The following is a 23,544-nucleotide window of genomic DNA, read 5'->3' on the forward strand; positions in this document are numbered from 1 at the left end:
CGGTGGCGCAGGCGCTGCAGGACAGCGTGGGTATCGAGAATGGCCTGATGACCACGGTCCACGCCTACACCAACGATCAGAATCTGTCCGACGTCTATCACAAGGATCCGTACCGCGCCCGTAGCGCCACCCAGTCGATGATCCCGACCAAGACCGGCGCGGCGGCCGCCGTCGGACTGGTCCTGCCGGAGCTGAACGGCAAGCTCGACGGTCTCGCGGTTCGCGTACCGGTGATCAATGTGTCGCTGGTCGACCTGACCTTCACCGCGGGACGGGATACCACCAAGGAAGAGATCAACGAGATCGTCACCAGGGCGGCGGCCAGCTCGCCGGTGCTGGCGGTGAACTCGCAGCCGCTGGTATCGATCGACTTCAATCACGATCCCAACTCGTCCACCTTCGATGCCAACCACACTCGCGTCAACGGGCGCCTGGTCAAGGTCATGGCCTGGTACGACAACGAGTGGGGTTTCTCCAACCGCATGCTGGACACGGCACTGGCCATGCAGGCCGTGAGCTGAGCCCAGGGGCGGCAATCGCCAATGCCGGGCTGCTGGACGAGCTGGCCTGGGTGATCTCCAGGCGGTAGCAGCCCGGCTTTTCGCATGACAACGACGAGGGGTGGCAGAGATTCTGCCACCCCTCGTCCTTTGTCAGGACCTCGTTCAGAGCACCGGCCGGCCGCTTAGGCGTGAAGTACCCCCTATTTTGCACTCAAGTCGTTCGATCCAGCGTCGATAGAAAGCTGTATGCTGCCTATCATGTTGATGGTCTTGGACTTACCCGCCCTTCGCTTCTAGTGTAGGTCTGACGATGTTCATCTTTTCACCCAGCACCGAGGTCGGCGGCGTCATGCAGGACACCATCATCAATGCACATCGCCTGATTGGCGAGACGATACAGGAGCCCGGAGAGCCGCGCCGCGGACGAGTGGTTGGCGTCGACCAGTCGCGTCCCGTGCCGGTGATTTTCGTGATCTGGCAGGAGCAGTCGGGAATACAGCGCGTCGAATTGACCCGCGATGAGCTGAGTCGGCTCGCGAGCGCCTGCCACCTCCGTCAGTCGGGACAGGCGAGTGAGCGTGAGGACGAAGTCCTGGATGAGGGGACGGCGTCATCCGACGAGAGCAGGTCAGCTTCCCACGTTTCCGCTCGACGTCGCGTTGGCTCCCGCTAGCGCTATCCCCTATACCACCCAGCCGCCTGGACACATCTCTGCGGCTACATGAGGCCGGAGTGCATGGATCCACCGGATGCCTTCGTGCATGAGGACGAAAGCTTGGGCGCGGAGGCGCAAGATTGGCTACAGGCGCTGCCGGGCACGGCTTATGTCACCGATCCGTCCTGGTGGCTGGGAGAGCTGCGCTTCGTCGGCGACTCCATCTGCACTTTGAGTCACCGACCGGTGGAGGATCACCGTGCCCGGCCCGAACTGTGGCTGGCGCAAATTCCGGAGCCCGAGCGGCTGTCGGTTCTGGATCAGCTTCAGCAGGCCCTGACGCAGGGGAAAGCCGCGATACGGCTGTCATACGTCATCGAGAGGCCGGATGGCTCCCGCTGCACGATCGACGATAGCGTCAACATTCAGCGTGACGCGAGCGGCGCGGTCGCCACCCTCGTCGGCCTGTTGCAACCACGAGTCGTTGCCTTGGCGGAGCACGATGGCCCACCGCCGCAGTCGCTCCTCGATCACTGCGGCGACGTGCTCATGGCGCTCGACGAGGATCTCTACTGCCACTATGCCGCCGGTGACACCCAAGGGGCGCTGGGCGTTGGCAGCGAGTCGCTACTCTCGTCGTCGTTGTTTGCGCTGATGGCGCCCGAGGATGGCTCTCGGATACGACGACTGCTGGTCGAGGGAGCCGCCAACGCGAGCTCCTCTCTCGTGGAGTTGCGTCTGAGGCATAGAGATGGCGCCTACCGCTGGTTCGAGATTCACTTTTCGCCCTATCCGGTGCCATTGACGCCGGCATCGGAGCCTTCGGCCATGCCGGGTTGGGTTGCCGTTGCCAGGGATATCACCCAGCGGCGACAGCAGTCCCTGCAGTGGGATGCCTACACCGCAACCGACGAGCTCACCTCTGCGCTCAAGCGGGAGCCGTTCTTGGGGCTGTTGCGACACGCGCTCTCCACTGGAGAAGCCGGGGCCCGGTTCACGCTGATCGTGTTCGATGTCGATCGCTTCGGCGATATCAATCGGGACTGGGGGCGAGACGGGGGCGACCTCGTCCTCAGCTGTATCGGCGAGATGTGCCGGGCGATGCTGAGAGAACGATTCAGCTTTGGCCGACTCGGGGAGGACGCCTTTGCGCTGCTGTTGAGCGGCAAGTCGCTGCAGGAGACGGCCACCATCGCGGAGAGGTTGCGGAGCCGTTTCGCCTCGACCCGGGTGGAGTTCCATGGCCATTGGCTGTCGTTCTCGGTTAGTCTTGGTGTCGCCGAGCGACGCGATGGCGAGTCCGCGGAAGCCATGCTGGCGCGCGCCGAGGCGGGCATGCGCGATGCCAAGCAGCGCGGTCGGGATCGCGTCCAGCAGGCGCCATGAGAAGCGCCGGCCGCGCCAGGTGCCAAGCCAGTCATAGAAGGAGAAAGACGATGGGACGACTACTGCTGGCCTCGCTGCTCAGCCTGATCTGCGTGTCGGCCTGGGCCGATGAGGTCGAAGGCCCTCATGTCCAGGGAGAGACTTTCGAGTACGCCACCGGCGGACAGACCTACCAAGGCTATCTTGCCTACAACGCCAGCGACGATGAGCCCCGGCCCGGCGTCCTGCTGGTGCATGAATGGTGGGGATTGAACGACTACGTCAAGCACAAGGCCGACCAGCTGGCGGCGCTCGGGTTCGTTGCCCTGGCGGTCGACATGTATGGCGACGGCAAGGTCGCCCAGCACCCCAAGGACGCCAAGGCGTTCTCCAGCCAGGTGATGCAGGACTGGCCCTCCGCCAGGGCGCGGCTGGAGGCGGCGATGGCGGCGCTGCGCCAGCACCCCGCGGTGCGGGAGGACCGCATGGCGGCAATCGGCTACTGCTTCGGCGGTGGCGTGGTGATGAACATGGCGTTGGCCGGCATGCCGCTGGATGCCGTGATCAGCTTCCATGGCAGCCCGACTCAGGTCGTCACCAATCCCCAGCCGTTCGACGGCTTGGTGCGCATCTACAACGGCCAGGAGGACTCCCTGGTGGACCCCGAAGCGCTCGACAGCATGGCCGATGCCCTGACCAAGGATGGCGCCAGCGTCCGCGTGGTCCAGTATCCCGGCGCCAAGCACGCGTTCACCAACCCGGATGCCGACGCACTGGCGGAGGAGTACGACCTGCCGTTGGGTTATGACGCGGCCGCGGATGCCGCTTCCTGGCAGGCCGCCCTGTTGACGCTGGACCAGGCGTTGAATCAGTGACCGGGCCACGCCCGGAGTCCCAGGGCATCGGCTTCCAGCTCAGGCCGGGCGACTGAGGGCGAGAACCCGCTTGGCCAGGGCGATCATCTCGGGATCGCCGGTATGCTTGTCGGGGACGTCGGACAGCTTGATCACCGGCAGCCAGTGCTGGCCCTCGGGTCTCGCCTCGACCATCTTGACGACCATGTTCATGGGCTCGACGCCGACGTCGTTGGTGAAGTTGGTGCCGATACCGAACGCCATGCCGATACGGTCCTGACAGAAGGCCTGGATCCGTTCGACCTTTTCCGGCGTCAGGGCGTCGGAGAAGATGATCGTCTTGCTGCGCGGATCGATGCCCAGCTTTTCATAATGCGCGATGGTCGAGGCCGCGAAGTCGATCGGGTCGGCGCTATCGTGTCTGACGCCGTCGAAGAGTTTGGCGAACTTCTTGTCGAAACTTTCGAAGAAGGCCGGGCTGGTGAAGGTGTCGGTCAGGGCGATGCCCAGATCGCCGCGGTAGACATCGACCCAGTGCTCCAGGGCCAGGCTGTTGGCCATCTTGAAGCCGAAGCGGGCGCCGTGGAACATGAACCACTCGTGGGCATGGGTGCCGATGGGCTTGACGCCATGACGCATCGCCAGCAGCACGTTGCTGCTACCGCTGAAAGCCTCGCCGCCGTGATGGCGCAGCGCGCCGACCACGCGATCATGCACGTCGAACGAAAAGCGTCGCCGGGTACCGAATTCGGCGATTTTCAGCCCCAGTTTCTGGTACTGCTCTATCTTGGCCCGGGTGCGGGCCTCGACCGTCTCGTCGGCGTCCCGCTCGACATCGCGCAAGCGATACCAGAGCTCGCTGATCAGCGCCATCAGCGGGACCTCCCACAGGATGGTGCGATACCACAATCCTTCGATCGTCACCGAGAGGTCGGCGCCCTGCTGTCGAATGGTCACTTCCGCCGGGTTGTAGCGGAAGCCGGCCAGGAAATCGAGGTAGGTCGGATCGAGATAGGGGCAGGTGACTTCGAGATAGTGCTTTTCGGCCTCGCTCAAGACCAGATTGGCCATCGCATCCACCTCGCGTCGCAGCGCGTCGCCGAATCCCTCGGGAAAGGCGTGCTCGCCCCGATTGATGAATGCGTAACGGGCCTGGGCATAGGGGAAGCGCTTGATCACGGCGTTCTGCATCGTGATCTTGTAGAAGTCGTTATCGAGAAGCGAAGTCAGCATGAGAACTCGTCATCAGCGTAAGCAGAACCCGCGGCCGTTGTTTGCCGGCGAGCATTTCTTCAATGGAATCGGCTACAGGAAAGCCATGATGCCGAACATTGTCACGACGAAGCCGCCAAACAGCAAAAGCCCCGCCAGCGACAACAGGATCAGCAAATAGCCTAGTATCAAGCCGGCCAGGGCCCAGCTATCGCCGGATTCCTGCTTGTGGCGAATCTGGCGTCGAGCCAGGTGGCCGCAGACGACGCCGCCCAGCGCCGCGGGTGGCACGAAGGTGCCCAGCACGCTCAGAGCGAACGCTGCCAGCGCCATGGTATTGGTGGGGGCTGGTGGTGGTGTCGGCTGGCCGGGAGGAGAGGAAGCGGGTGTCATCTTGCTGTGCATCTCGCGAGCTGGAACTGTCGGTAGAGTATCGCACGCTTGCCCGCGGCTCTCGAAGTTTTCAACATGAGCGACGGGCGCCGGTAGTGGCATGATCAATGGGAGGAAGGGAATGGCATTGCGGGTCGAGAATATCGGCAGCCTGGCTGCCGTCGGTGCGTCGCTCTGGAATGCCGTGGCCGGCACGCGCTATCCGTTTCTTCGCCATGAGTTTCTGGCGGCGCTGGAGGCCTGTGGGTGCGCCGACACCGATACCGGCTGGGAGCCGGATCACCTGATGGTTTTCGAGGGGGAGCGAGCGGTGGCGGCGCTTCCGCGCTACGCCAAATATCACTCGCGCGGGGAGTATGTGTTCGACTGGTCCTGGGCGGATGCCTGGGAGCGCGCGGGCGGCGACTACTACCCCAAGTCGCTGTCGGCGATTCCGTTCACCCCCGCGACCGGGCCGCGACTGGCCGTGGTCGAGGATGTCGACCGGCGCACCGTCATCGCCGCGCTGGCGCCGCACATTCGCGATACCGGCCTGCAGAGCTGGCACCTGCTGTTCGCCGATGGCGACGAGGTGGATGATTGGCAGGCCGCGCTCGGCTCACCCCTGCTGGAGCGCCAGGCGGTGCAGTTCGCCTGGCGGGATGACGGCTTTGGCGACTTCGACGGCTTTCTGGCGCGGATGAGCTCGCGCAAGCGCAAGGAGATCCGGCGAGAACGGCGCAAGTTGTCCGATCAGGGGTTCGTGTTCGAGCGTCTGACGGGGAACCGGATCGATGACGAGGCGCTGGAGCAGTTCTACCGCTGCTACTGCATGACTTACCTCGAGCGGGGGCAGCGCCCCTATCTGACGCTCGAGTTCTTCACCCGGCTGCGTGATGGCATGGCCGACTGCCTGATGCTGGTGCGTGCCAGCGTGGCGGGGCGGGCGGTGGCCGCCGCGCTCTGTCTCCAGGGAGACGACACCCTCTATGGACGATACTGGGGCAGCGAGGTGGAGGCGGACTTCCTGCACTTCGAGACCTGCTACTACCAGGGGATCGAACACTGTCTCGAGCGCGGCCTGGCAAGGTTCGACCCGGGAACGCAAGGGGAGCACAAGCTGACCCGGGGATTCGCGCCGGTCATCAGCCGATCGCTGCATTATCTCGAGCATGAGGGGTTTCGCGAAGCGGTCGCCGATTTCTGTCGCGAGGAGCGGGCCTACGTCCACGCCTATTTCGAGCAGAGCCGGCGGCGTCTCCCTTTCAAGGATCCGCCGGCATAGGTCGGGGGTCGTGCCGGCTGCGCCCTGTCGCGTCGTCGGATAGTGATACTCTGCTTGCGGACTTCGGACCCAATTGGGCGGCGTGCCCGTCGCGACGAGGATACAAGGTAGATGGACTTTCTCAATGAGGCGGCCGTTCTGCTGGGGGCGGCCATCATCGCGGTGCCCCTGTTCCAGCGCCTGGGACTGGGGTCGATTCTGGGCTATCTCTGCATCGGGTTGCTGGCCGGCCCCTCGGTGAGCGGCTTCGTATCCGAGCCGGAGTCCGTGCTGCATTTCTCCGAGTTCGGCGTGGTGATGCTGCTGTTCATCATCGGCCTGGAGCTGGAACCCAGGCGATTATGGTCGATGCGCAAGCGCTTGCTGGGCTTGGGATCGCTGCAGATGGCCGGCTGCGCCGCCCTGTTGATGCCGATCGGACTGCTGCTCGATCTACCGCCGAGCATCGCCATCTTCCTTGGCCTGACGCTGGCGCTGTCGTCGACCGCCTTCGCCCTGCAGGTGCTCAACGAGCGCCGCCAACTGGCCACGCCGCATGGCCAGAGCGCCTTCGCCATGCTGCTGTTCCAGGACCTGGCAGTGATACCTCTGCTGGCGCTGCTGCCGTTCCTGGCCGGCCGCGCGGACGCGGCGCCGGACGACGGCTGGGTCATAGCGCGGAGTGTCGGCGTGGTGATCGCCGCCATCGCTTTCGGGCGTCTGGTCTTTCCCCGCGTGCTGGCGCTGATCGCGCGGAGCGACGTGCATGAAATCTTCACCGCCGCGGCGCTGTTTCTGGTGCTGGCCATGGCGCTGGCCATGCAGTGGGCGGGGCTGTCGATGGCGTTGGGGGCCTTCCTGGGCGGCGTCATGCTGGCCGACACTCCCTACCGGCATGAGCTCGAAGCCAATATCGAGCCGTTCAAGGGGCTGCTGCTGGGGCTTTTCTTCATCGCCGTCGGCATGTCGGTCGATCTGGCGCTGGTGCTGGGCAACATCTGGCTGGTCATGGGACTCGCCATCGCCATGACGCTGGCCAAGACCGTGGTGCTGGCGGTCATCGGCTGGCTGACCCGATTGCCTCGCACGGAAATTCCCAGGCTGGCGACGATCATCTCCCAGGGCGGGGAGTTCGACTTCGTGCTGCTGACCGCCGCCGTGGCCGCCGGTGTCATCGACCAGCGCATCGCCAGCCTCTGCATCGCCGCGGTTACCCTCAGCATGGCCGCCACGCCGTTCCTGTATCAGCTGGGCGAAAAGCTCGGCAACCGGCTCAAGGAGAGCCGCCCTTACGACACGGACTTCGGCGACGACACGCCGCCGGTGATCATTGCCGGACTCGGACGCTTCGGGCAGATGGTGGGGCGCATGCTGAAGATGCAGGGCATCAACTTCACCGCACTGGATCCCAACATCACCCAGGTCGAATTCATTCGCCGCTTCGGCTCCCGCATCTTCTACGCCGATGCCACGCGTCTCGACCTGCTGCGTGCGGCGGGCATCGACAAGGCCCGCCTGCTGGTCATCGCCGTCGACAGCGAGAGCGCCGCGCTGACAATCGCCCGGCTGGCCAAGACCCATTTTCCGAATCTTTCCGTCTATGCCCGTGCGCGCAACCGCCATCATGCCTGGCAACTGATGGAGATCGGCGTCGACGGTGTGGTGCGGGAGACGTTCGCCTCGAGCATGGAGATGAGCGTCGAGGTGCTCAAGGGGCTGGGCTATCCCAGTTCGAACGCCATCAATGCGGTGCGGACTTTCCGCGACTTCGACAACCAGCTGCTCAAGGACACCTACGCCCACCGCAATGACAACGAGCGCTTGATGGCGCCCGAGAAGGCGGCCATGGCAGAGCTGAAGTCTCTGTTTCAGCAGGAGCTCACCCGTGGGCGCGGCAAGGAGAGCGCGCGGGACGAGGGGGCGGCCGCCAACGACAGCGACGACGCAAACGAGGAGATAGGTGATGACGCAGACGCTGAGACGGCGGCTCGCAGCCCTGGAAACGCCCGTTGATGTCGGTGCCATCACGCCGCTTTCCGGTGGCGACAGCGGTGCAGGGCTATGGCGGGTCGATGGTACGACGCCCTGTATCGTCAAACAGGATTCGCCACAGCGTGTCGCCGGCGAGGCCGACGGTCTCAGGGCGCTGGGCGACGCCTGTCGCGATCTCATCGTGCCCGCCGTGCTGGCAGAGGACGGTGACCTGCTGGTCATGCAGGCGCTGGACGGCAGCGGCCCACGCGATGGTGCCGCGCTCGGCGAGGGGCTGCGACAGCTGCATCGGGATTCGCGGGAGGCGGGGGCCGATCATGGCTGGCCGCGGGACAACGCTTGCGGGTCGACGCCCCAGCCCAATGCGCCGCTACGGGATGGCCGGGTCTTCCAGCGCGAACGCCGGCTGCTGCCGTTGACGAGGCTGTGTCGCGAGCAGGGCTTGCTCGACGCCGCGCTGGCCGAGCGCATCGAGCGTGTCGCCGACTCCCTGGAGCGCTGGCTGCCCGCTACCCCGCCATCGCTGGTGCATGGCGACCTCTGGTCCGGCAACGTGATGTTCACGCCACAGGGGCCGGCCATCATCGACCCCGCCGTCTACCGGCACTACCCGGAAGTGGATTTGGCCATGCTGACGCTCTTCGGCGGGCCGGGCGATGCCTTCTTCGAAGCCTACTGGGACGGCGCACGACCCTCGGACTGGGAGCGGCGGGAAGCGCTGTTCCAGCTCTACCCGCTGCTCAACCATCTCTATCTGTTCGGCGGCACCTATCGCCACGGCGTGGCGCGAGCGGTGGATCGCATTCTGGCCGGCTGATGGCACTCGCCGATCAGGTGCGTGCAGGTGCGCGAATGTCGGAAGGGGCAATGGCCTCGCCGATGACGTGATGACCTCGGGTATTGAGCGTCACCGCGTAGAGCGACGTGGTCGCGCAGACGTAGAGCCGATTGCGGCTGATGCCGCCGAAGCAGACGTTGGCCACGGTCTCGGGAATCAGGATGCGACCGAGACGCGTGCCATCCGGAGCGTAGCAGTGGACACCGTCGCCGGCGCTGGTCCAGAGGTTGCCCGCGACATCCAGGCGGAAACCGTCGAAGAGACCGCAGTCCGACGTCGCGAACACGTCGCCGCCGCTCAGGCGGTGATCCTGTCCGACACGAAATCGCCGGATATGCCGTGGCCCGTCGGCCCGGTGCGTCGCGCCGGTATCGGACACGTAGAGCCAGGATTCGTCGGGGGAGAAGGCGAGGCCGTTGGGTTTTTCGACATCGTCGGCCACACGGCGCAGTTCGCCGTCGGGGGGGAGGCAGTAGACGTGGCAGTCGAGCTCGGAGCGGCGCTTGCCGCCCTCGTAATCACTGTCGATGCCGTAGCTGGGGTCGGTGAACCAGATCGAACCGTCGGACTTGACGGCGACGTCGTTGGGCGAGTTGAGCCGGAGCCCCTCGAAGGCATCCGCCAAGGTGGTGATACGTCCGTTGTGCTCGGTGCGAGTGACGCTGCGGCTGCCGTGTTCGCAGGTGACGAGGCGGCCTTCCCGATCCAGCGTCTGGCCGTTGCTGAAGGCAGCGGGTTGACGAAAGACGGAGACATGGCCGTCGTTCTCGTCGTAACGCAGGATACGATCATTGGGAATGTCCGACCAGAGCAGGTAGCGCCCGGCGGCGAAATAGGCCGGTCCTTCGCACCAGCGGCCGGCTTGCCAGAGTCGATCGAGCTGAGCGTTGGGCAAGATCAGCGAGGAGAAGCGGTCGTCCTCGGCCACGAGCCAGTCTGGGTGGGGCATGATGAAATCCTTCGGCGCAAAGACCGCCCAGTGTCGAGCGTCGGGACGGCAGTGTCTTTGCGACGAAAGTCGTGTTCCGGCGCCGAAGACGGGCGGACGGATCGGGGGCCGCCCGGTCGCGCGGCTTGCTTCAGGAGGGAGGCTGGCTCGGCGAGGTGCAGTGGGGCGTGCACGGCGCGATGCGCTCGAAAAAGGTGTCGATCATGCGCGGGCCGATGTCGCCGATATCGTAGCGTGTCGGATCGCGCAGCCAGTCGTGCATCAGGCCGCCGAACATCGACATCAGCATACGACAGGCGATTTCCGGCTCGATGCTCGCTATCATCGTGCCGGTGCGATTCGCTTCCTCGAAGCGCTCCAGCATGGTGTCGTAGCAGTCGTCGGCGAGCCGCTGGTGCAACTCGAGAATGTTGACGTCGCTGGAGGCCTCGCAGCAGTGAAACAGAATGGTGTGCACTCGCCGGGAACGCGGACTCTGTAGCCGCTCCAGCGCATGCATGGCGGCCAACTGGAGACTCTCCAGCGGTGCACGCGGACGCTCGGCGTCCTCGACATCATCCAGTAACTGGCGAAGCGGCATCTTGACGCGATCCAGCATGGCGTGGAACAGGTCGGACTTGTTCTTGAAATGCCAGTAGACGGCCCCGCGGGTCATGCCCGCCTGGCGAGCGATCTGCTCGAGAGAGGTTCTCGACACGCCGCGTTCGAGAAAGATGACTTCGGCGGCGTCGAGCAGGGCCTCTCGTGTGGCTTCGGCCTCAGCCTTGGTGCGTTTGGGCATGGTGATGTCGTCGCAAGCGTGAGTGAGTCAGGGCGAATGGCTTTTCTTATGTGCTGATTAAAGTCGTCAGCGTGCAGCATAGCGAATTATCAGCAAGTTTACATTCATGTATGTATGCCTGTAAGCTCGCTACATTCTTCAGGCACCCCTTTTCCAGGACGGAGACTCATGCGCCCTAATTTCATGAATGGCACCCTCGGTTTCGGTGGGGCGTTGTTGCTGTCGTTGGCATTGGCCGCCTGTGGCGGAGACGATAAGCAAAGCGCTCAGCAAGGTGGGGGGCAACCGCAGAAACCGCCCGCCAAGGCGGAAGTGATGGAGGTCGAGGCCCATGATGTCTCGCTCTCCAAGGAGTATCCCGCCCAGATTCGCAGTAATCGCGAAGTCACGGTGATGGGCCGCGTGGAGGGGATTCTCGAAGCCCGCCACTATCGCGAGGGAAGCATGGTCGAGAAGGGCGACAAGCTCTTCACCATCGAGCAGGCACCCTACGAAGCGACGGTCGCGCAGAACCAGGCCGACGTGCAGAGCGCGCAGGCGGAAGTGTATCGCGCCCAGCGCGACGCCGAGCGCTACCAGCGGCTCTACAATCAGAACTCCGTCAGTCAGCAGCAGCGCGATCAGGCTCAGGCGGATCTGCGCACCGCGCAAGCCGCCGAGGCCCAGGCCAAGGCGGCGCTGGACAGCGCCAAGATCGACCTCAGCTACACGGAGGTCAACGCGCCGGTCAGCGGCATGATCAGTCTCAGCCAGATCAACGTCGGCAATCTGGTACAGCCGCCTCAGGAACTGGCGACCATCACGCCGCTGAACCCGATCGAAGTGCGTTTTTCATTGCCCGCCGATGACGCTTTCTCGCTCCGCCAGCAGCGCCAGCAGGGCGATGCCGAACGAGCCGACGTAGCCGTTCTGACCGCGCCGGGCACCGAAAGTGCCAGTCGCGAGGCGCTCCAGTTGCAGGGCAAGCTCGACTTCCTCGGATCGAGGGTCGACGAATCCACCAGCACGGTCCAGGCCGAAGCCGTATTCCAGAACGACGACCAGCTCTTCCTGCCGGGGCAGTTCGTGCGGGTCAAGCTGCCCAACGTGATGCGCTACGACGTCTATGCCGTACCGGCCATCGCCGTCACCGAGGGACTCAAGGGACCCCAGGTCTTCGTCGTCAACGGCGAGGGCAAGGCCGAGACCCGTTTCGTGTCGCTGGGTGAGATCGCGGGAGACTGGCAGATCATCACCGAGGGGTTGAACCCGGGCGACCGTGTCGTCGTGTCGGGCATCGGTAGCGTCTCCGCCGGCGACCAGATCGACGCGCAGCCATTCAATGGCAAGGTGCCGCAACCGCAGAACAACGCCGGCGAAAACCCCTCCCAGGAGGCCGACGCCCAGGGTGGTGAGGGCGTCGAGGGCGCCCATCGCGATGCGCAAGAGGCGAAAGACGGACAGAACGGGGCCAATTGATGAACTTTTCCAGCGTTTTCATCAGACGCCCGATCTTCGCTACCGTCCTCTCGGTCATCATCACGCTGATCGGGTTGATGGCGATGCGGACGCTGCCCATCGAGCAGTATCCGCCTGTAGTACCGCCGACGATCAGCGTCTCCGCGACCTATCCCGGTGCCAGCGCTCAGACGGTCTCCGACACGGTCGCCTCGGTGATCGCCCAGGAGATCAACGGCACTGAGGACATGATCTACCTGACCTCGAGCAGTTCGGATAGCGGTCAGATGTCCATGAGCGTCTATTTCAACATCGGCACCGATCCGCAGACGGCGACGATCAACGTCAACAACCGGGTCCAGCGGGCGCTGTCGCAGCTGCCCAGCGAAGTGCAGTCCCAGGGGGTCACGGTCGAGCAGCGGTCATCGAGCATACTGCTGTTCGTCGGCATCACCTCGGACTCCGACGCCTACGACTCCCTGTACCTGACCAACTACGCCAACATCAACGTGACCGATGAGCTCTCACGCCTTCCTGGCGTGGGGCAGGCCGAAGTGCTGGGTAGCCAGGAGTTCGCGATGCGCGTCTGGCTCAACCCGGACAAGCTGGCCCAGTACGATCTGACGCCGGCCGAGGTCTCGTCCGCGATCCAGGCGCAGAACGCGGTCGTTGCCGGCGGCAAGCTCGGTGCCGAGCCGCAGAGCGATCCCACGCCCTACACCTATACCATTACCACCCAGGGACGTTACGAGAGCGTCGACCAGTTTCGCGAGATCGTGCTGCGAACCAACCCGGACGGTTCGTCGCTGCGCCTGAGCGACGTGGCCCGTATCGAACTGGGGAAGAACAGCTACGGCATTCAGGCCTACGTCAACAACAAGCCGATTGCGCCGATCGCCATCTACCTGCAGCCGGGCGCCAACGCGCTGGACGTGGCCAACGAAGTGAAGCAGTCGATGGCGGACCTCAAGACGCGCTTCCCGCCGGGACTGGACTTCGACATACCCTACGACACCACGCTGTTCATCGATGCCTCCGTGCAGTCGGTGGAGCACACCTTCATCGAGGCCCTGCTGCTGGTGGCGGTGATCGTGTTCCTGTTCCTGCAGAGCTGGCGTTCCACCCTGGTGGCGATGTCGGTGGTGCCGATTTCGGTGGTGGGAACCTTTGCCGGGATGTACCTGCTCGATTTCTCGATCAACCTGCTGTCGCTGTTCGGCATGATACTGGCGATCGGGATCGTGGTGGATGACGCCATCGTGGTCATCGAGAACGTCGAACGCATCATGGAAGAGGACGAGGAAGCGACACCGTTCAGCGCCGCGCTCGAGGCAATGAAGGAGGTGTCGGGCGCGGTTATCGCCACCGCCTTCATCATGGCCGCGGTGTTCGTGCCGGTCGGTTTCATGAGCGGCCTGACCGGGCAGATGTACCAGCAGTTCGCGATCACCATCGCGATCTCGGTGGCGATCTCGGCCATCGTGGCGCTGTCGTTCACGCCGGCCATGAGCGCGATCTTCCTGAAGCACCAGGATCGCCTCAAGCAGTCCGGCTTCGTGCGCGTCATTCGCAAGCCGTTCGACTGGTTCAACAAGGTCTTCGACAAGATCACCGACTTCTTCATGGCGATCACCAACTTCATCATCCACCAGCTGTGGTTGGTGATCGTCGGTCTGGCTGCCGCGGGCATCATCTCCTGGATGATCTTCGCCCAGTTGCCGGCGGCGCTGCTGCCTTCCGAGGATCAGGGCGTGGCCCTGGCTGCCGTCAACCTGCCCGCGGGCTCCTCGGTGGCGCGAACCGATGCCTACGTGCAGGAACTCAGCCAGCGTCTGCGCGACGAGGTGCCCGGGATCAACTTCGTCACCGGCATACCCGGCTTCGACATCCTGTCGAGTTCGCCCAATACCGCCAAGGGTACGGTCTTCGTCGCCATGAAGCCGTGGGAAGATCGCGATATCACCGTCGACCAGTTGACCCAGAAGATCATGCAGATCGGTGCCCAGATCCAGGGTGGCCAGACCGTGGCGTTCAACCTGCCCCCGATCCAGGGATTGTCGCCGACCGGTGGCTTCACCGGCTATCTGCAGTCCTACGGCGGTGATACGTCGCAGCAGCTGGCGGAGGCCGCGGGTAAAGTCATGCAAGCGGCGGCCAAGCGCCCGGAGCTGGCGGGGGTGTTCACGTCACTCGATGTCAACGTGCCCTCCTACCGGGCCGACGTCGATACGGAGAAGGCGCGCAGCCTGGGCGTCGATATCGCCGATCTGAATACCACCATGGCGAGCACCTTCGGCAGTTCGTTCGTCAACTACTTCACCAACTCTGGCCGTAACTTCCAGGTGTACCTGCAGTCGGAAGACGACTTCCGCCGCAATCCGAGTGACCTGAGCAAGGTCTACGTGCGTGGCGGTGATGGACAGCGTATACCGCTTTCCGAGCTGGTCACGCTCACGCGTGACAAGGCGCCCACGGTACTGCAGCGTTACAACACCTATTCCGCCGCTCAGTTTTCGGGCGGTCCGGCGCCGGGCTACAGCTCCGGGCAGGCGGTGCAGGCGATGCAGGAAGTCGTCACCAATACGTTGGGCTCCAATTACGGTATGGGGTGGAGTGGCGAGGCCTATCAGCAGGTCAACGTCGGCACGGCGGCGACCTTGGCGCTCTCCTTCGGCGTGATCATGATGTTCCTGATCCTGGCGGCGCAGTACGAGAGCTGGACCTTGCCGCTGGCCGTCGTCTCCGCCGTTCCGTTTGCGTTCATCGGCGCGATCCTGGCCGTCTACCTGGCCGGATTGAGCACGAGTGTCTATCTGCAGGTAGGTCTGCTGGTGGTGGTCGGCCTGGCCGCCAAGAACGCCATCCTGATCGTCGAATTCGCCGAGCAGCAGCGCAAGCATGCCGGGTTGTCGGTGGTCGACGCGGCCAAGGTGGCGGCTCGCCAGCGGTTCCGTCCCATCGTGATGACCTCGCTGGCTTTCATCGGCGGTACCTTGCCGCTGGCCCTGGCATCCGGTGCCAGCGCGGCCAGTCGTAACCAGATCGGAACGCCGGTGGTGGGTGGCATGATCTCCATCACCCTGTTGGCGACGGTCTTCGTGCCGGCGACCTACGTGCTGATCATGAAGGTCACCCACTGGTTGCAGTCGAAAGTCGGCAGTGGCAAGCGGCGCAACGATGGCCAGCCGACGCCGGACGAAAGTCACTAGCAGGTAGTGTCGATGCAGCCGAGAAATCGGCCTTACAGAGGCAACCTCCCACGGGGGTTGCCTTTTTTAATGGCCGCCGTTTCGACGGCCCGGGCGGCGAGTCAAACAGGCTTTGACGCTACCCGACCGGTGGCATATATGTAAGTGGGGTGGGCGACGCCACCGAGCGACGCTCCCGACCCGATCACGCCCGCGAATCATATCCGGCGTTTCGTCACCAGCGACCGACCGTCGGTCCTCTTCATTAACGTCGGTTATGGCTGCGGCAGGCTGTCGAGGCGCAGGATGATGTGTCGACGCTGGTTAATCTTGACTGGTGGACCCAATGTTCAGGGAGGCTGAACATGACGCAGGCCGCAGTTCGTGGGAGGCAGAGTCAGACGGCTGCAAGGTATGGGGAGGATCCCCGCTGGTCCACGCCGCCATCCGGTCGATCCTCGTCCAAGGCCCTGGCCGGGGCGCTGTCTCGTCCGCTTCCCGCTCCACCGATTCGCCATCGACGCGTACTGTTCGTCACCACCGAGATCGCCGACTTCATCAAGGCCGGTGGTCTGGGCGACGTTTCCGCGGCACTGCCCCGGGCGCTGAAACCCAATTATGACGTGCGGGTCCTGATGCCCGGCTATCGGCAGTTGCTGACTTCCGGTCGCCCCATCGTTCACGTGGCCAATCTTCCCGCCTCGCACGATCTGCCGGCTTGCGAAATCGGACGCCTCCTCTGCGATGACGGGCTGATCGTCTACGTCGTGCTCTGTCCCGAACTCTACGACCGGGACGGCAACGCCTACGGAGACGAACTGGGCGTGGGCTGGCCGGACAACGACATCCGCTTTGCGCGACTGGCGATGGCGGCGGCCGAGATCGTCAACGACGCGACGCTGCTCGACTGGCAGGTGGAGCTGCTCCACCTCAACGACTGGGCGACGGGGTTGGCGGCGGGCTACGTGCGCTGGCTCGGCAAGCGCTACGTTCCCTCCGTCTACACCATTCACAACCTTGCCTATCAGGGCGTGTTTCCGATCGAGCGAATGCCCGCACTGGGAGTCCCGGCGTCCGCCTTTCACATCGATGGCGTCGAGTTTCATGGCCAACTCTCGTTCATGAAAGCGGGTCTCTCCTACGCCTCCCACGTCACCACGGTCAGCAGCAACTACGCCCAGGAGATCACCACGCCCGCCCTGGGATGCGGATTGGAGGGGCTGCTCAAGAAACGGGCACTGGAGGGCCGGCTCAGCGGCCTGCTCAACGGCATCGACGATCGCTGGGATCCTCGCACCGATCCCCATCTGGCGCCGAATTTCGGCATCAACGACTGGCACGGCAAGCGCGCCAACATTCAGCGCGTGCGCCGCATGTTCGGACTGGGGCCGAGCAGCGGCCCGCTGTTCGCCGTCGTCTCGCGACTGGTGGCACAGAAGGGGCTGGACCTCACCATCCAGGTCGCGGACTCGATCGTGCGGGCCGGCGGGCAGCTGGTGGTGATCGGCCGCGGCGAGTACGCCATCGAGCAGGCGCTGGTGGAGATGGCGGCGCTCTACCCGGGCCAGGTGGGCGTCAACATCGGGTTCGACGAGGGCGAGGCGCGTCAGATCTACGCGGGCAGCGATTTTCTGCTGATGCCGTCCCGTTTCGAGCCCTGTGGCCTGAGCCAGCTCTACGCCCAACGCTTCGGTTCGCTGCCGATCGCGCATCGAACCGGGGGGCTGGCGGACACGATTCAGGACGGGATCAATGGCCTGCTGTTCGACGACATGAGCCTGGACAGCTATCGCGCCACGGTACTGCGCGCCTTCGATCTTTTCCGGGCGACCGACCTGTTCTATGCCATGCGACGCGCGGCGATGGCGGGGCGACTGCACTGGCGGCAGGCCGTGATCCCCTATCGGCGGCTCTACGCCGATCTGCTGACCGAGACGGTTGCGCATCTCGACCAGGGAGTGACGAGACGATGAAGCGCCCTGCGGAAGCCGCGGGCCCGGTCGCGGGGCTGGACTCGCCGTCACGAACGGGGCACGGGGTGTCAGCCGCCCGGGTGAACGATCTGGGCGCGTCGCCAAGTACTGGAGAGCCCGGTGGCGGGGGGGAAGAGGAAGGCTGGTCCTGGGACGACGGTGACTGGATGGGGGCGAGGGCCGGTCGCCATGGCGGCGACATGCCGCTGTCGCTCTATCGGCTCTGCGCGGCCGACTGGTACGTCTCCCGTTTTCCGCTGCCGATGAACTGGAATCGCCTTGCGCAGGAGTTGGTGCCCTACGTCGCCGATCTGGGATTTACCCATATCGTCGTCGATGACGGGCTGGTCGCAGCGCCCTATGCGGTGGTTTGCCAGTTCGTCGAGACCTGTCATGTTGCAGGCGTGGGTGTCGTGGTCCAGTGGCCGGCGTCGTCCCTGTCGATGCCAGAATCCGAATTCCTCGCGTGGTGTCAGCGCTGTCATCTCGACGGTGTCGACGAGGGCGGGCGCGAAGCCGGTGGCGGCTGCCGGTTGTTCCGAGGCGAGACCGTCGGCGCGACGCTGACGTTGCATCGTCGACCGCAATGGCAAGTCGCCAGCGCCGACTATCTGGCCCTGAGTCCCGCCGGTCGCTCCCGGCGACACCGCGACTGGATCGAGGCGTTGACCCCGAGTGAGTGCTCCCGGGGGCTGCTGGAGCAGGTGCCGGACGAGCGGTCGGCGCTGGGAGAGTGGCGACAAGGGGTTCATGGCGACGAGTGGCAGCGTTTCGCGGCCTTCAGGGCATGTCTGGCGCTGATGTGGGCGCTGCCCGGCGACAAGCAGGTGGCGATGGGCGTCGAGCTGGGCCAGGTGCTGGCCGGCCCCTGGGAGTCGCCGCTGCATTGGCCGCTGTTGTTCGAGAGCCGGCATGCCGGGATGCTGCGCCTCGTGGCTGATCTCAACCGGCTGTACGTCAACGAGCCGGCGATGCAGATTCGTACCGATGATTCACTCGGGTTCGAATGGCTGGTCGACGACGACAGCGACAACGGCGTCATCGTGTTCGCCCGCCATACCGAGAGCGGGCACGCCAGCATGATCTGCCTCTGCAACTTCCAGGCGTGCGTGCACTACCGTTATCGCTTTGGCGTTACCGGGGTGGGGCGGTGGCGGGAGATATTCAACAGCGACAGCGTCTTCTACGGCGGCAGCAACGTGGGCAATGGCCATGGCGCGACGACCGAAGCGATCCCCAGCCACGGCCACGCCCAGTCGCTTGCGGTGACGGTACCGCCCATGGCCGCGCTGTATCTGCGCCACGAGACCTGGTTCGAGGAGATGCCATGAGCCCGTCCGCCGGAGCCGATGGGTCGTGTGGCGGGGCGCGAATGCCCTGGGCGCCGTTCTACGGGGCGACGCCGCTGGCCGACGGTCGTACGCGCTTTCGGCTGTGGGCGCCCAGTGCCCGGCGCGTGGTGCTGGAGTGCGAGGGGCTGGAACCGCGGCCGATGGAACCGGTTGCCGAAGGCGGATTCGAACTCGAACTCGAGTGTCCCCCGCAAGCGGCCTACCGCTATCGCGTCTTCGTCGGGGATGACCAGGAGGGGATGCCGGTGCCCGATCCCGCCTCGAGAGCGCTGCGCGGTGGCGTCGAGGGGGCATCGCTGCTGGTCGACCCCCGCCGCCACGCCTGGCGCCACGACGACTGGACGGGCCGGCCATGGGAAGAGACGGTGATCTACGAGGTCCACCTGGGCGCCTGCGGCGGTATAGAGGGCCTGCGCCAGCGACTGCCGGCGCTGGCCGAACTGGGGATCACCGCCATCGAGCTGATGCCGGTCGCCGAATGCCCCGGTCAGCGCAATTGGGGCTACGATGGCGTCCAGCCCTATGCCGTCGCTTCCTATTACGGCTCGCCGGAAGCGCTGAAAGCGCTGGTGGACGAGGTTCACGGGCATGGGCTGATGATCTTTCTCGATGTGGTCTACAACCACTTCGGGCCGGACGGCAATTTCCTGCCTCACTACGCCAAGACGTTCTTTCGCGACGACCTGCAGACGCCTTGGGGCGGCGCCATCGACTTTCGCCGTCCTCAGGTGCGGCGTTTCTTCATCGACAACGCGCTGATGTGGTTGCTCGAGTACCGCTTCGACGGGCTCCGGTTCGACGCCGTTCACGCCATTGGCGAGCGGGATTTCCTGGTCGAGTTGGGGCGCACCCTGCGCGAGCGGGTCGGTCCGGCTCGCCATTGCCATCTGATCCTGGAGAACGAGAACAATCAGGCCAGCCTGCTGGCGCCGGGTCTGTTCGATGCGCAGTGGGCCGACGACTGGCACAACGTGATGCATGTGCTGCTGACCAGCGAACACGAAGGCTACTACGCCGATTTCGTCGAGAACGCCACGGAGAAGTTGTCGACGGCGATGGCCGAGGGGTTCATCTATCAGGGCCAGTCCACGCGCAAGGGCGAGGCTCGGGGAGAGCCCAGCGGGCACCTGCCGCCCACGACGTTCATCGATTTCCTGCAGAACCACGATCAGGTCGGCAATCGGGCGCTGGGGGATCGGCTGCCTCTGCTGACCCAGCCCGAGGCGCTCGACGCGGCGACGCTGCTGTTGCTGCTGTCGCCTGCCATTCCGCTGTTGTTCATGGGTGAAGAGTGGGGGTCGACGAGGCCGTTTCTGTTTTTCACCGATCATCGCGACGCGCTGGCGGATGCGGTTCGGGAAGGACGTCGCCGGGAATTTGCCGAGTTCAGCGCCTTCGAGGACCCGGCGCAGCGCGAGCGGATTCCCGATCCCAACGCGCGCGAGACTTTCGAGGCCTCCTGCCTCGACGACGCCGAGGCCGACGCGCCCGAACATCGCCGCTGTCGCGAAAGGTATCGGCAGTGGTTGGCGTTGCGCCATCGCCACGTCGTTCCCCGGCTGGGTTCCTGCCACGCGATCGAGACTCGCACACTCGGCGACAAGGCGGTCCAGGGCCGGTGGCGGCTGGGCGACGACCGGACCCTGACCATCGCCATCAACCTTTCCGCGCAAGCGGTGGCGCTGGGCCGCGCCGAGGCACCCCTGGCCTGTTCCCTGGAAGCGTGCGTCGATCTCGTCGGTCGCGGTCAGTTGCCCGCACTGTCGAGTGCCGTCTGGTTGCAGCCGGTGGAGCATGGCACCGCGGAGGCGACGACATGAGCGCCGCCCCGACACCCGGCTCCGAATCCGGTGACATGTTGCACCAACTGGCGGCAGCGGTCGGCTTGCTGCTGGAGTGGGTCGGCAGCAACGACCAACGCCAGACGTTGCCCGCGGATCGCCAACGGGCAATGCTGACCCGGCTGGGCTGGCCGGCCGGTGACGACGAGGAGGTAGCCGCCAGCCTGGCCCGCTGGCGATCGCGCCAGCGACCTGGTTCGTTCGGGCGACTCCCGCCGATGCTGCTGGCCGATCAGGGGCAGTCGGCCCCGGTTCCTGTCGCCGAGGCTGGCGGTAGTGCCTTCACCGTCAGGTTCGAGAGCGGGGAGCTGCTGGAGGGCCGCCTCGATGCCGCGGGACATCTGCCGCCGATGGGGGAAACGGGTTACCACAGCGTGAGTTTCCTGACACCAACGGGCGACGAGAGCGTGACCCGGATTTTGGCCGTGGCGCCATCGCGCTGCTTCACGCTGGATGACATCGCCCGCGAGAGACGGGATGCCCGGGCGAGCTATTGGGGGGTGGCGGCACAGCTCTACGGGCTTCGGCGTGACGGCGATGGAGGCATCGGCGACCTGGTGGCTCTCGACGACCTCTGCGAAACGGTGGCTCGCGCTGGCGCCGACGCGGTCGCCATCAGCCCGCTGCACGCGCTGTTTGCCGCGCACCCGGAGCGCTACAGCCCCTACTCCCCGTCGAGCCGGCTCTTCTACAACGTCTGGCATGCCTCGCCCGAATGCCTGTTCGACGACGAGACATTGGCCTGGGCCCGGGCGCCTTTCAGCGAGGCCATGGAGCAGCAGTCGGCACTGGCGCTGATCGACTGGCCGGCCAGCGCTCGCCTCAAGCTGTCGATGCTCGAGCGCCTGTTCCTGCATGTGCAGCGTGACGAGAGTGCGCTGGCGTGGCGCTCCCAACTGGTCGCCTTCCGGCGTGATGGCGGCGACAGCCTGGAACGCCACTGCCGTTTCGAAGTGCTCCAGGCCCAGGCCAAGTGCAGTGACTGGCGTCAGTGGTCCGAGGCATGGCGGGATCCCGGCAGCGATGCGGTCGAGGCGTTCGCCGAGCAGCACCGGGAAGCGATCACCTTCGCCGTCTTCCTGCAGTGGCTGATGGCCGCCGGACTGGATCGCGTGCAGCACAACGCTCGCCGGGCCGGCATGGCGGTGGGGCTGATCGCCGACCTGGCCGTTGGCGTCGATCCCGCCGGCAGTCAGGCCTGGAGCGATCCTCACGAACTGTTTCAAGGTCTCACGGTTGGCTCGCCGCCGGACGCCTTCAATGCCCAAGGGCAGGGCTGGGGCGTGGCGGCCTTCTCGCCGGAGGGCCTGGTCGATTCCGGCTATCGCGGATTTCTCGCCATGCTGCGGGCCGGTCTTGCCCATGCCGGCGGGCTGCGAATCGACCATATCCTGGGGTTGTCGCGTCTCTGGCTGGTGCCGGAGGGAGAGTCGCCGCAACGGGGTGCCTATCTTCGCTACCCGCTGGACGATCTCCTGCGTCTGGTAGCGCTGGAGTCCTGGCGTCACCGGGCCATCGTCATCGGCGAGGATCTGGGAACCGTCGAGGCCGATTTTCGAGAGCGACTGGCCGCGAAAGGGATACTGGGCATGAGCGTGATGTGGTTCGAGCGCGAGGGAGACGCCTTCCTGCCGGCCGACGCATGGCGCGAACACACGCTGGCTACCACCAGCACCCACGATCTGCCCACGGTGGCTGGCTGGTGGCGCGAGAATGATCTGCGCTGGCGAGAGCGGCTGGGGTGGCTCGAGGGGAGCGAATCCCATGCGCACCTCAGCGAGCAGCGGCGCGAGGATCGTCGCCGTCTGGCCCTCGTCTGCGGCCTTGGGGAAGTCGTCGCCGACGATGGTATCGCCGGTGATCGCGTGGATGTCGACGACCTCATCGATGCGGCGCTGGGGCATGTCGCATCGACGCCGACGCCGTTGGCGCTGTTTCCGCTGGAGGACCTGATGGGACTGGAAGAGCAAGCCAATCTGCCGGGCACCGTCGATGAGCATCCCAACTGGCGGCGCCGCCTACCGGTCCCGGCGCCGCAGGCACTCGAGGCAAGAACGGTGCGGCAACGGCTGACGCGGATCGACCGCATCCGCCGGGGGCGCCGATCATGAGACCCATTCGGGCCACCGTCAGGTTGCAGCTGCACGCCGGTTTCACGTTCGACGACGCCAGGCGGCAGGTCGACTACTACGCCGCTCTCGGCGTCAGCCACTTCTATCTGTCGCCCATTCTGGCCTCGAGGAGGGGGTCGACCCACGGCTACGATGGCGTCGACCCGACCCGTATCGATCCGGAGCTGGGCGGCGAAGCCGGCCTTGCGCGCCTGGTCGAGACACTGCACGCCGCGGAAATGGGCATCGTGGCCGACATCGTGCCCAATCATCTGGCGGTGGGCGCCGAGAATCTCTGGTGGCAGGACGTGCTGGCGAAGGGCCGGTCCAGTGACTTTGCCCGCTGCTTCGATATCGACTGGGAGCAGCCCGGCGCCGATGGCAAGATCCTGCTGCCGTTTCTGGGCGATCGCTACGTGCGGGTACTGGAAGACGGCGAACTGGTACTGGCCTGGGACGACGCCCACGGCGCTTTTTTCGTCGCCTATCACGAGCATCGGTTTCCGATCGACCCCGACCAGACCGAGGCGCTGCTGGCGGCCCCGTCATCCGACGCTCGACGGGAAGACGCACTCCCACCGAGGGAGGAGCTGGCCGGGGACGACCCGCTGGTCGCGGCGGTGATCGCGGACCATGATGCCAGGACTCCGGCTGGGCGCTCGCGCCTGCACGCGCTGCTGGAGCGTCAGGCCTATCGGCTCGTCCACTGGCGCACCGCCAACGATGCGCTCAACTGGCGTCGATTCTTCGATATCACCGAGCTGGCGGGGGTGCGGGTCGAGGACGAGAGCGTGTTCGATCTCTCTCACGCTTACCTCCTCTCGCTGGTGGAGCGCGGCTGGATCGACGGGCTGCGT

General features: G+C 65.2%; 18 protein-coding genes. 14 read left to right on the top strand and 4 right to left on the bottom strand.

From position 1 onward, the window contains the following. From AC3AYF_RS04445 to AC3AYF_RS04460, 4 genes are all read left to right on the top strand, one after another. On the top strand, window positions 1-521 hold a 521-nt coding region (locus AC3AYF_RS04445), incomplete at its 5' end, for a type I glyceraldehyde-3-phosphate dehydrogenase (protein WP_487779440.1). Window positions 522-813: 292 nt separating this feature from the next. Further along, a complete protein-coding gene (locus AC3AYF_RS04450) occupies window positions 814-1,176 on the top strand; it encodes a hypothetical protein (RefSeq protein ID WP_295037014.1) in 363 nt (120 codons plus the stop codon). 63 nt (window positions 1,177-1,239) lie between these two features. Next, the gene (locus AC3AYF_RS04455) at window positions 1,240-2,544 is read left to right on the top strand and encodes a sensor domain-containing diguanylate cyclase (protein ID WP_487779441.1); all 1,305 of its coding nucleotides are present in this window, start codon (window positions 1,240-1,242) and stop codon (window positions 2,542-2,544) included. A gap of 50 nt (window positions 2,545-2,594) precedes the next feature. Beyond that, complete coding sequence (locus AC3AYF_RS04460; protein WP_295037012.1) at window positions 2,595-3,398, top strand: dienelactone hydrolase family protein; 804 nt, start codon at window positions 2,595-2,597, stop codon at window positions 3,396-3,398. A 39-nt stretch (window positions 3,399-3,437) separates the two neighbouring features. Here the strand turns inward: AC3AYF_RS04460 and pncB are convergent, their stop codons facing one another. Continuing rightward, window positions 3,438-4,610, bottom strand: a complete 1,173-nt coding sequence (gene pncB, locus AC3AYF_RS04465) for a nicotinate phosphoribosyltransferase (protein ID WP_295037011.1) — start codon at window positions 4,608-4,610, stop codon at window positions 3,438-3,440. 72 nt (window positions 4,611-4,682) lie between these two features. After that, the gene (locus AC3AYF_RS04470; protein ID WP_295037010.1) at window positions 4,683-4,982 is read right to left on the bottom strand and encodes a DUF4190 domain-containing protein; all 300 of its coding nucleotides are present in this window, start codon (window positions 4,980-4,982) and stop codon (window positions 4,683-4,685) included. A gap of 121 nt (window positions 4,983-5,103) precedes the next feature. On the opposite strand from AC3AYF_RS04470, the gene AC3AYF_RS04475 reads away from it, so the two are divergent. The 3 genes from AC3AYF_RS04475 to AC3AYF_RS04485 all read left to right on the top strand — a co-directional run bounded on the left by AC3AYF_RS04475 (window position 5,104) and on the right by AC3AYF_RS04485 (window position 9,034). Further along, complete coding sequence (locus AC3AYF_RS04475) at window positions 5,104-6,246, top strand: GNAT family N-acetyltransferase (RefSeq protein WP_295037009.1); 1,143 nt, start codon at window positions 5,104-5,106, stop codon at window positions 6,244-6,246. A 111-nt stretch (window positions 6,247-6,357) separates the two neighbouring features. Further along, window positions 6,358-8,238, top strand: a complete 1,881-nt coding sequence (locus AC3AYF_RS04480; protein ID WP_487779442.1) for a monovalent cation:proton antiporter-2 (CPA2) family protein — start codon at window positions 6,358-6,360, stop codon at window positions 8,236-8,238. Next, window positions 8,189-9,034, top strand: a complete 846-nt coding sequence (locus AC3AYF_RS04485; protein ID WP_295037007.1) for a fructosamine kinase family protein — start codon at window positions 8,189-8,191, stop codon at window positions 9,032-9,034. Before AC3AYF_RS04480 ends, AC3AYF_RS04485 begins: the two co-directional genes overlap by 50 nt. 13 nt (window positions 9,035-9,047) lie before the next feature. Here the strand turns inward: AC3AYF_RS04485 and AC3AYF_RS04490 are convergent, their stop codons facing one another. Beyond that, window positions 9,048-10,004: an SMP-30/gluconolactonase/LRE family protein gene (locus AC3AYF_RS04490; RefSeq protein ID WP_295037006.1), complete on the bottom strand. Its 957-nt coding sequence runs from the start codon at window positions 10,002-10,004 to the stop codon at window positions 9,048-9,050. A gap of 130 nt (window positions 10,005-10,134) precedes the next feature. Continuing rightward, entirely contained in the window at window positions 10,135-10,785 is a 651-nt protein-coding gene (locus tag AC3AYF_RS04495) for a TetR family transcriptional regulator (protein ID WP_295037002.1), read from the bottom strand. A gap of 168 nt (window positions 10,786-10,953) precedes the next feature. Between AC3AYF_RS04495 and AC3AYF_RS04500 the strand changes: the two genes are divergently transcribed. The 7 genes from AC3AYF_RS04500 to AC3AYF_RS04530 all read left to right on the top strand — a co-directional run. Next, window positions 10,954-12,243, top strand: a complete 1,290-nt coding sequence (locus tag AC3AYF_RS04500; RefSeq protein ID WP_295037001.1) for an efflux RND transporter periplasmic adaptor subunit — start codon at window positions 10,954-10,956, stop codon at window positions 12,241-12,243. Continuing rightward, window positions 12,243-15,431 carry an efflux RND transporter permease subunit gene (locus AC3AYF_RS04505; RefSeq protein ID WP_487779443.1) on the top strand — a complete coding sequence of 1,063 codons (3,189 nt, stop codon included), beginning with the start codon at window positions 12,243-12,245 and terminating at the stop codon, window positions 15,429-15,431. Before AC3AYF_RS04500 ends, AC3AYF_RS04505 begins: the two co-directional genes overlap by 1 nt. Window positions 15,432-15,775: 344 nt before the next feature. Further along, on the top strand, window positions 15,776-17,383 hold the full coding sequence (gene glgA, locus AC3AYF_RS04510) for a glycogen synthase GlgA (protein WP_295036996.1): 1,608 nt from the start codon (window positions 15,776-15,778) through the stop codon (window positions 17,381-17,383). Then, window positions 17,380-18,714, top strand: a complete 1,335-nt coding sequence (locus AC3AYF_RS04515; protein ID WP_295036994.1) for an alpha amylase C-terminal domain-containing protein — start codon at window positions 17,380-17,382, stop codon at window positions 18,712-18,714. The genes glgA and AC3AYF_RS04515 overlap by 4 nt, the downstream gene beginning before the upstream one ends. Then, window positions 18,711-20,555, top strand: coding sequence for a malto-oligosyltrehalose trehalohydrolase (gene treZ / locus AC3AYF_RS04520; RefSeq protein WP_487779444.1), 1,845 nt, complete (start codon window positions 18,711-18,713; stop codon window positions 20,553-20,555). Before AC3AYF_RS04515 ends, treZ begins: the two co-directional genes overlap by 4 nt. Further along, entirely contained in the window at window positions 20,552-22,687 is a 2,136-nt protein-coding gene (malQ, locus tag AC3AYF_RS04525) for a 4-alpha-glucanotransferase (protein WP_295036988.1), read from the top strand. The genes treZ and malQ overlap by 4 nt, the downstream gene beginning before the upstream one ends. Then, a partial coding sequence (locus AC3AYF_RS04530) for an alpha-amylase family glycosyl hydrolase (RefSeq protein WP_295036985.1) occupies window positions 22,684-23,544 on the top strand: 861 nt, incomplete at its 3' end. The genes malQ and AC3AYF_RS04530, both read left to right, overlap by 4 nt.

The organism is Salinicola sp., assembly GCF_982684285.1.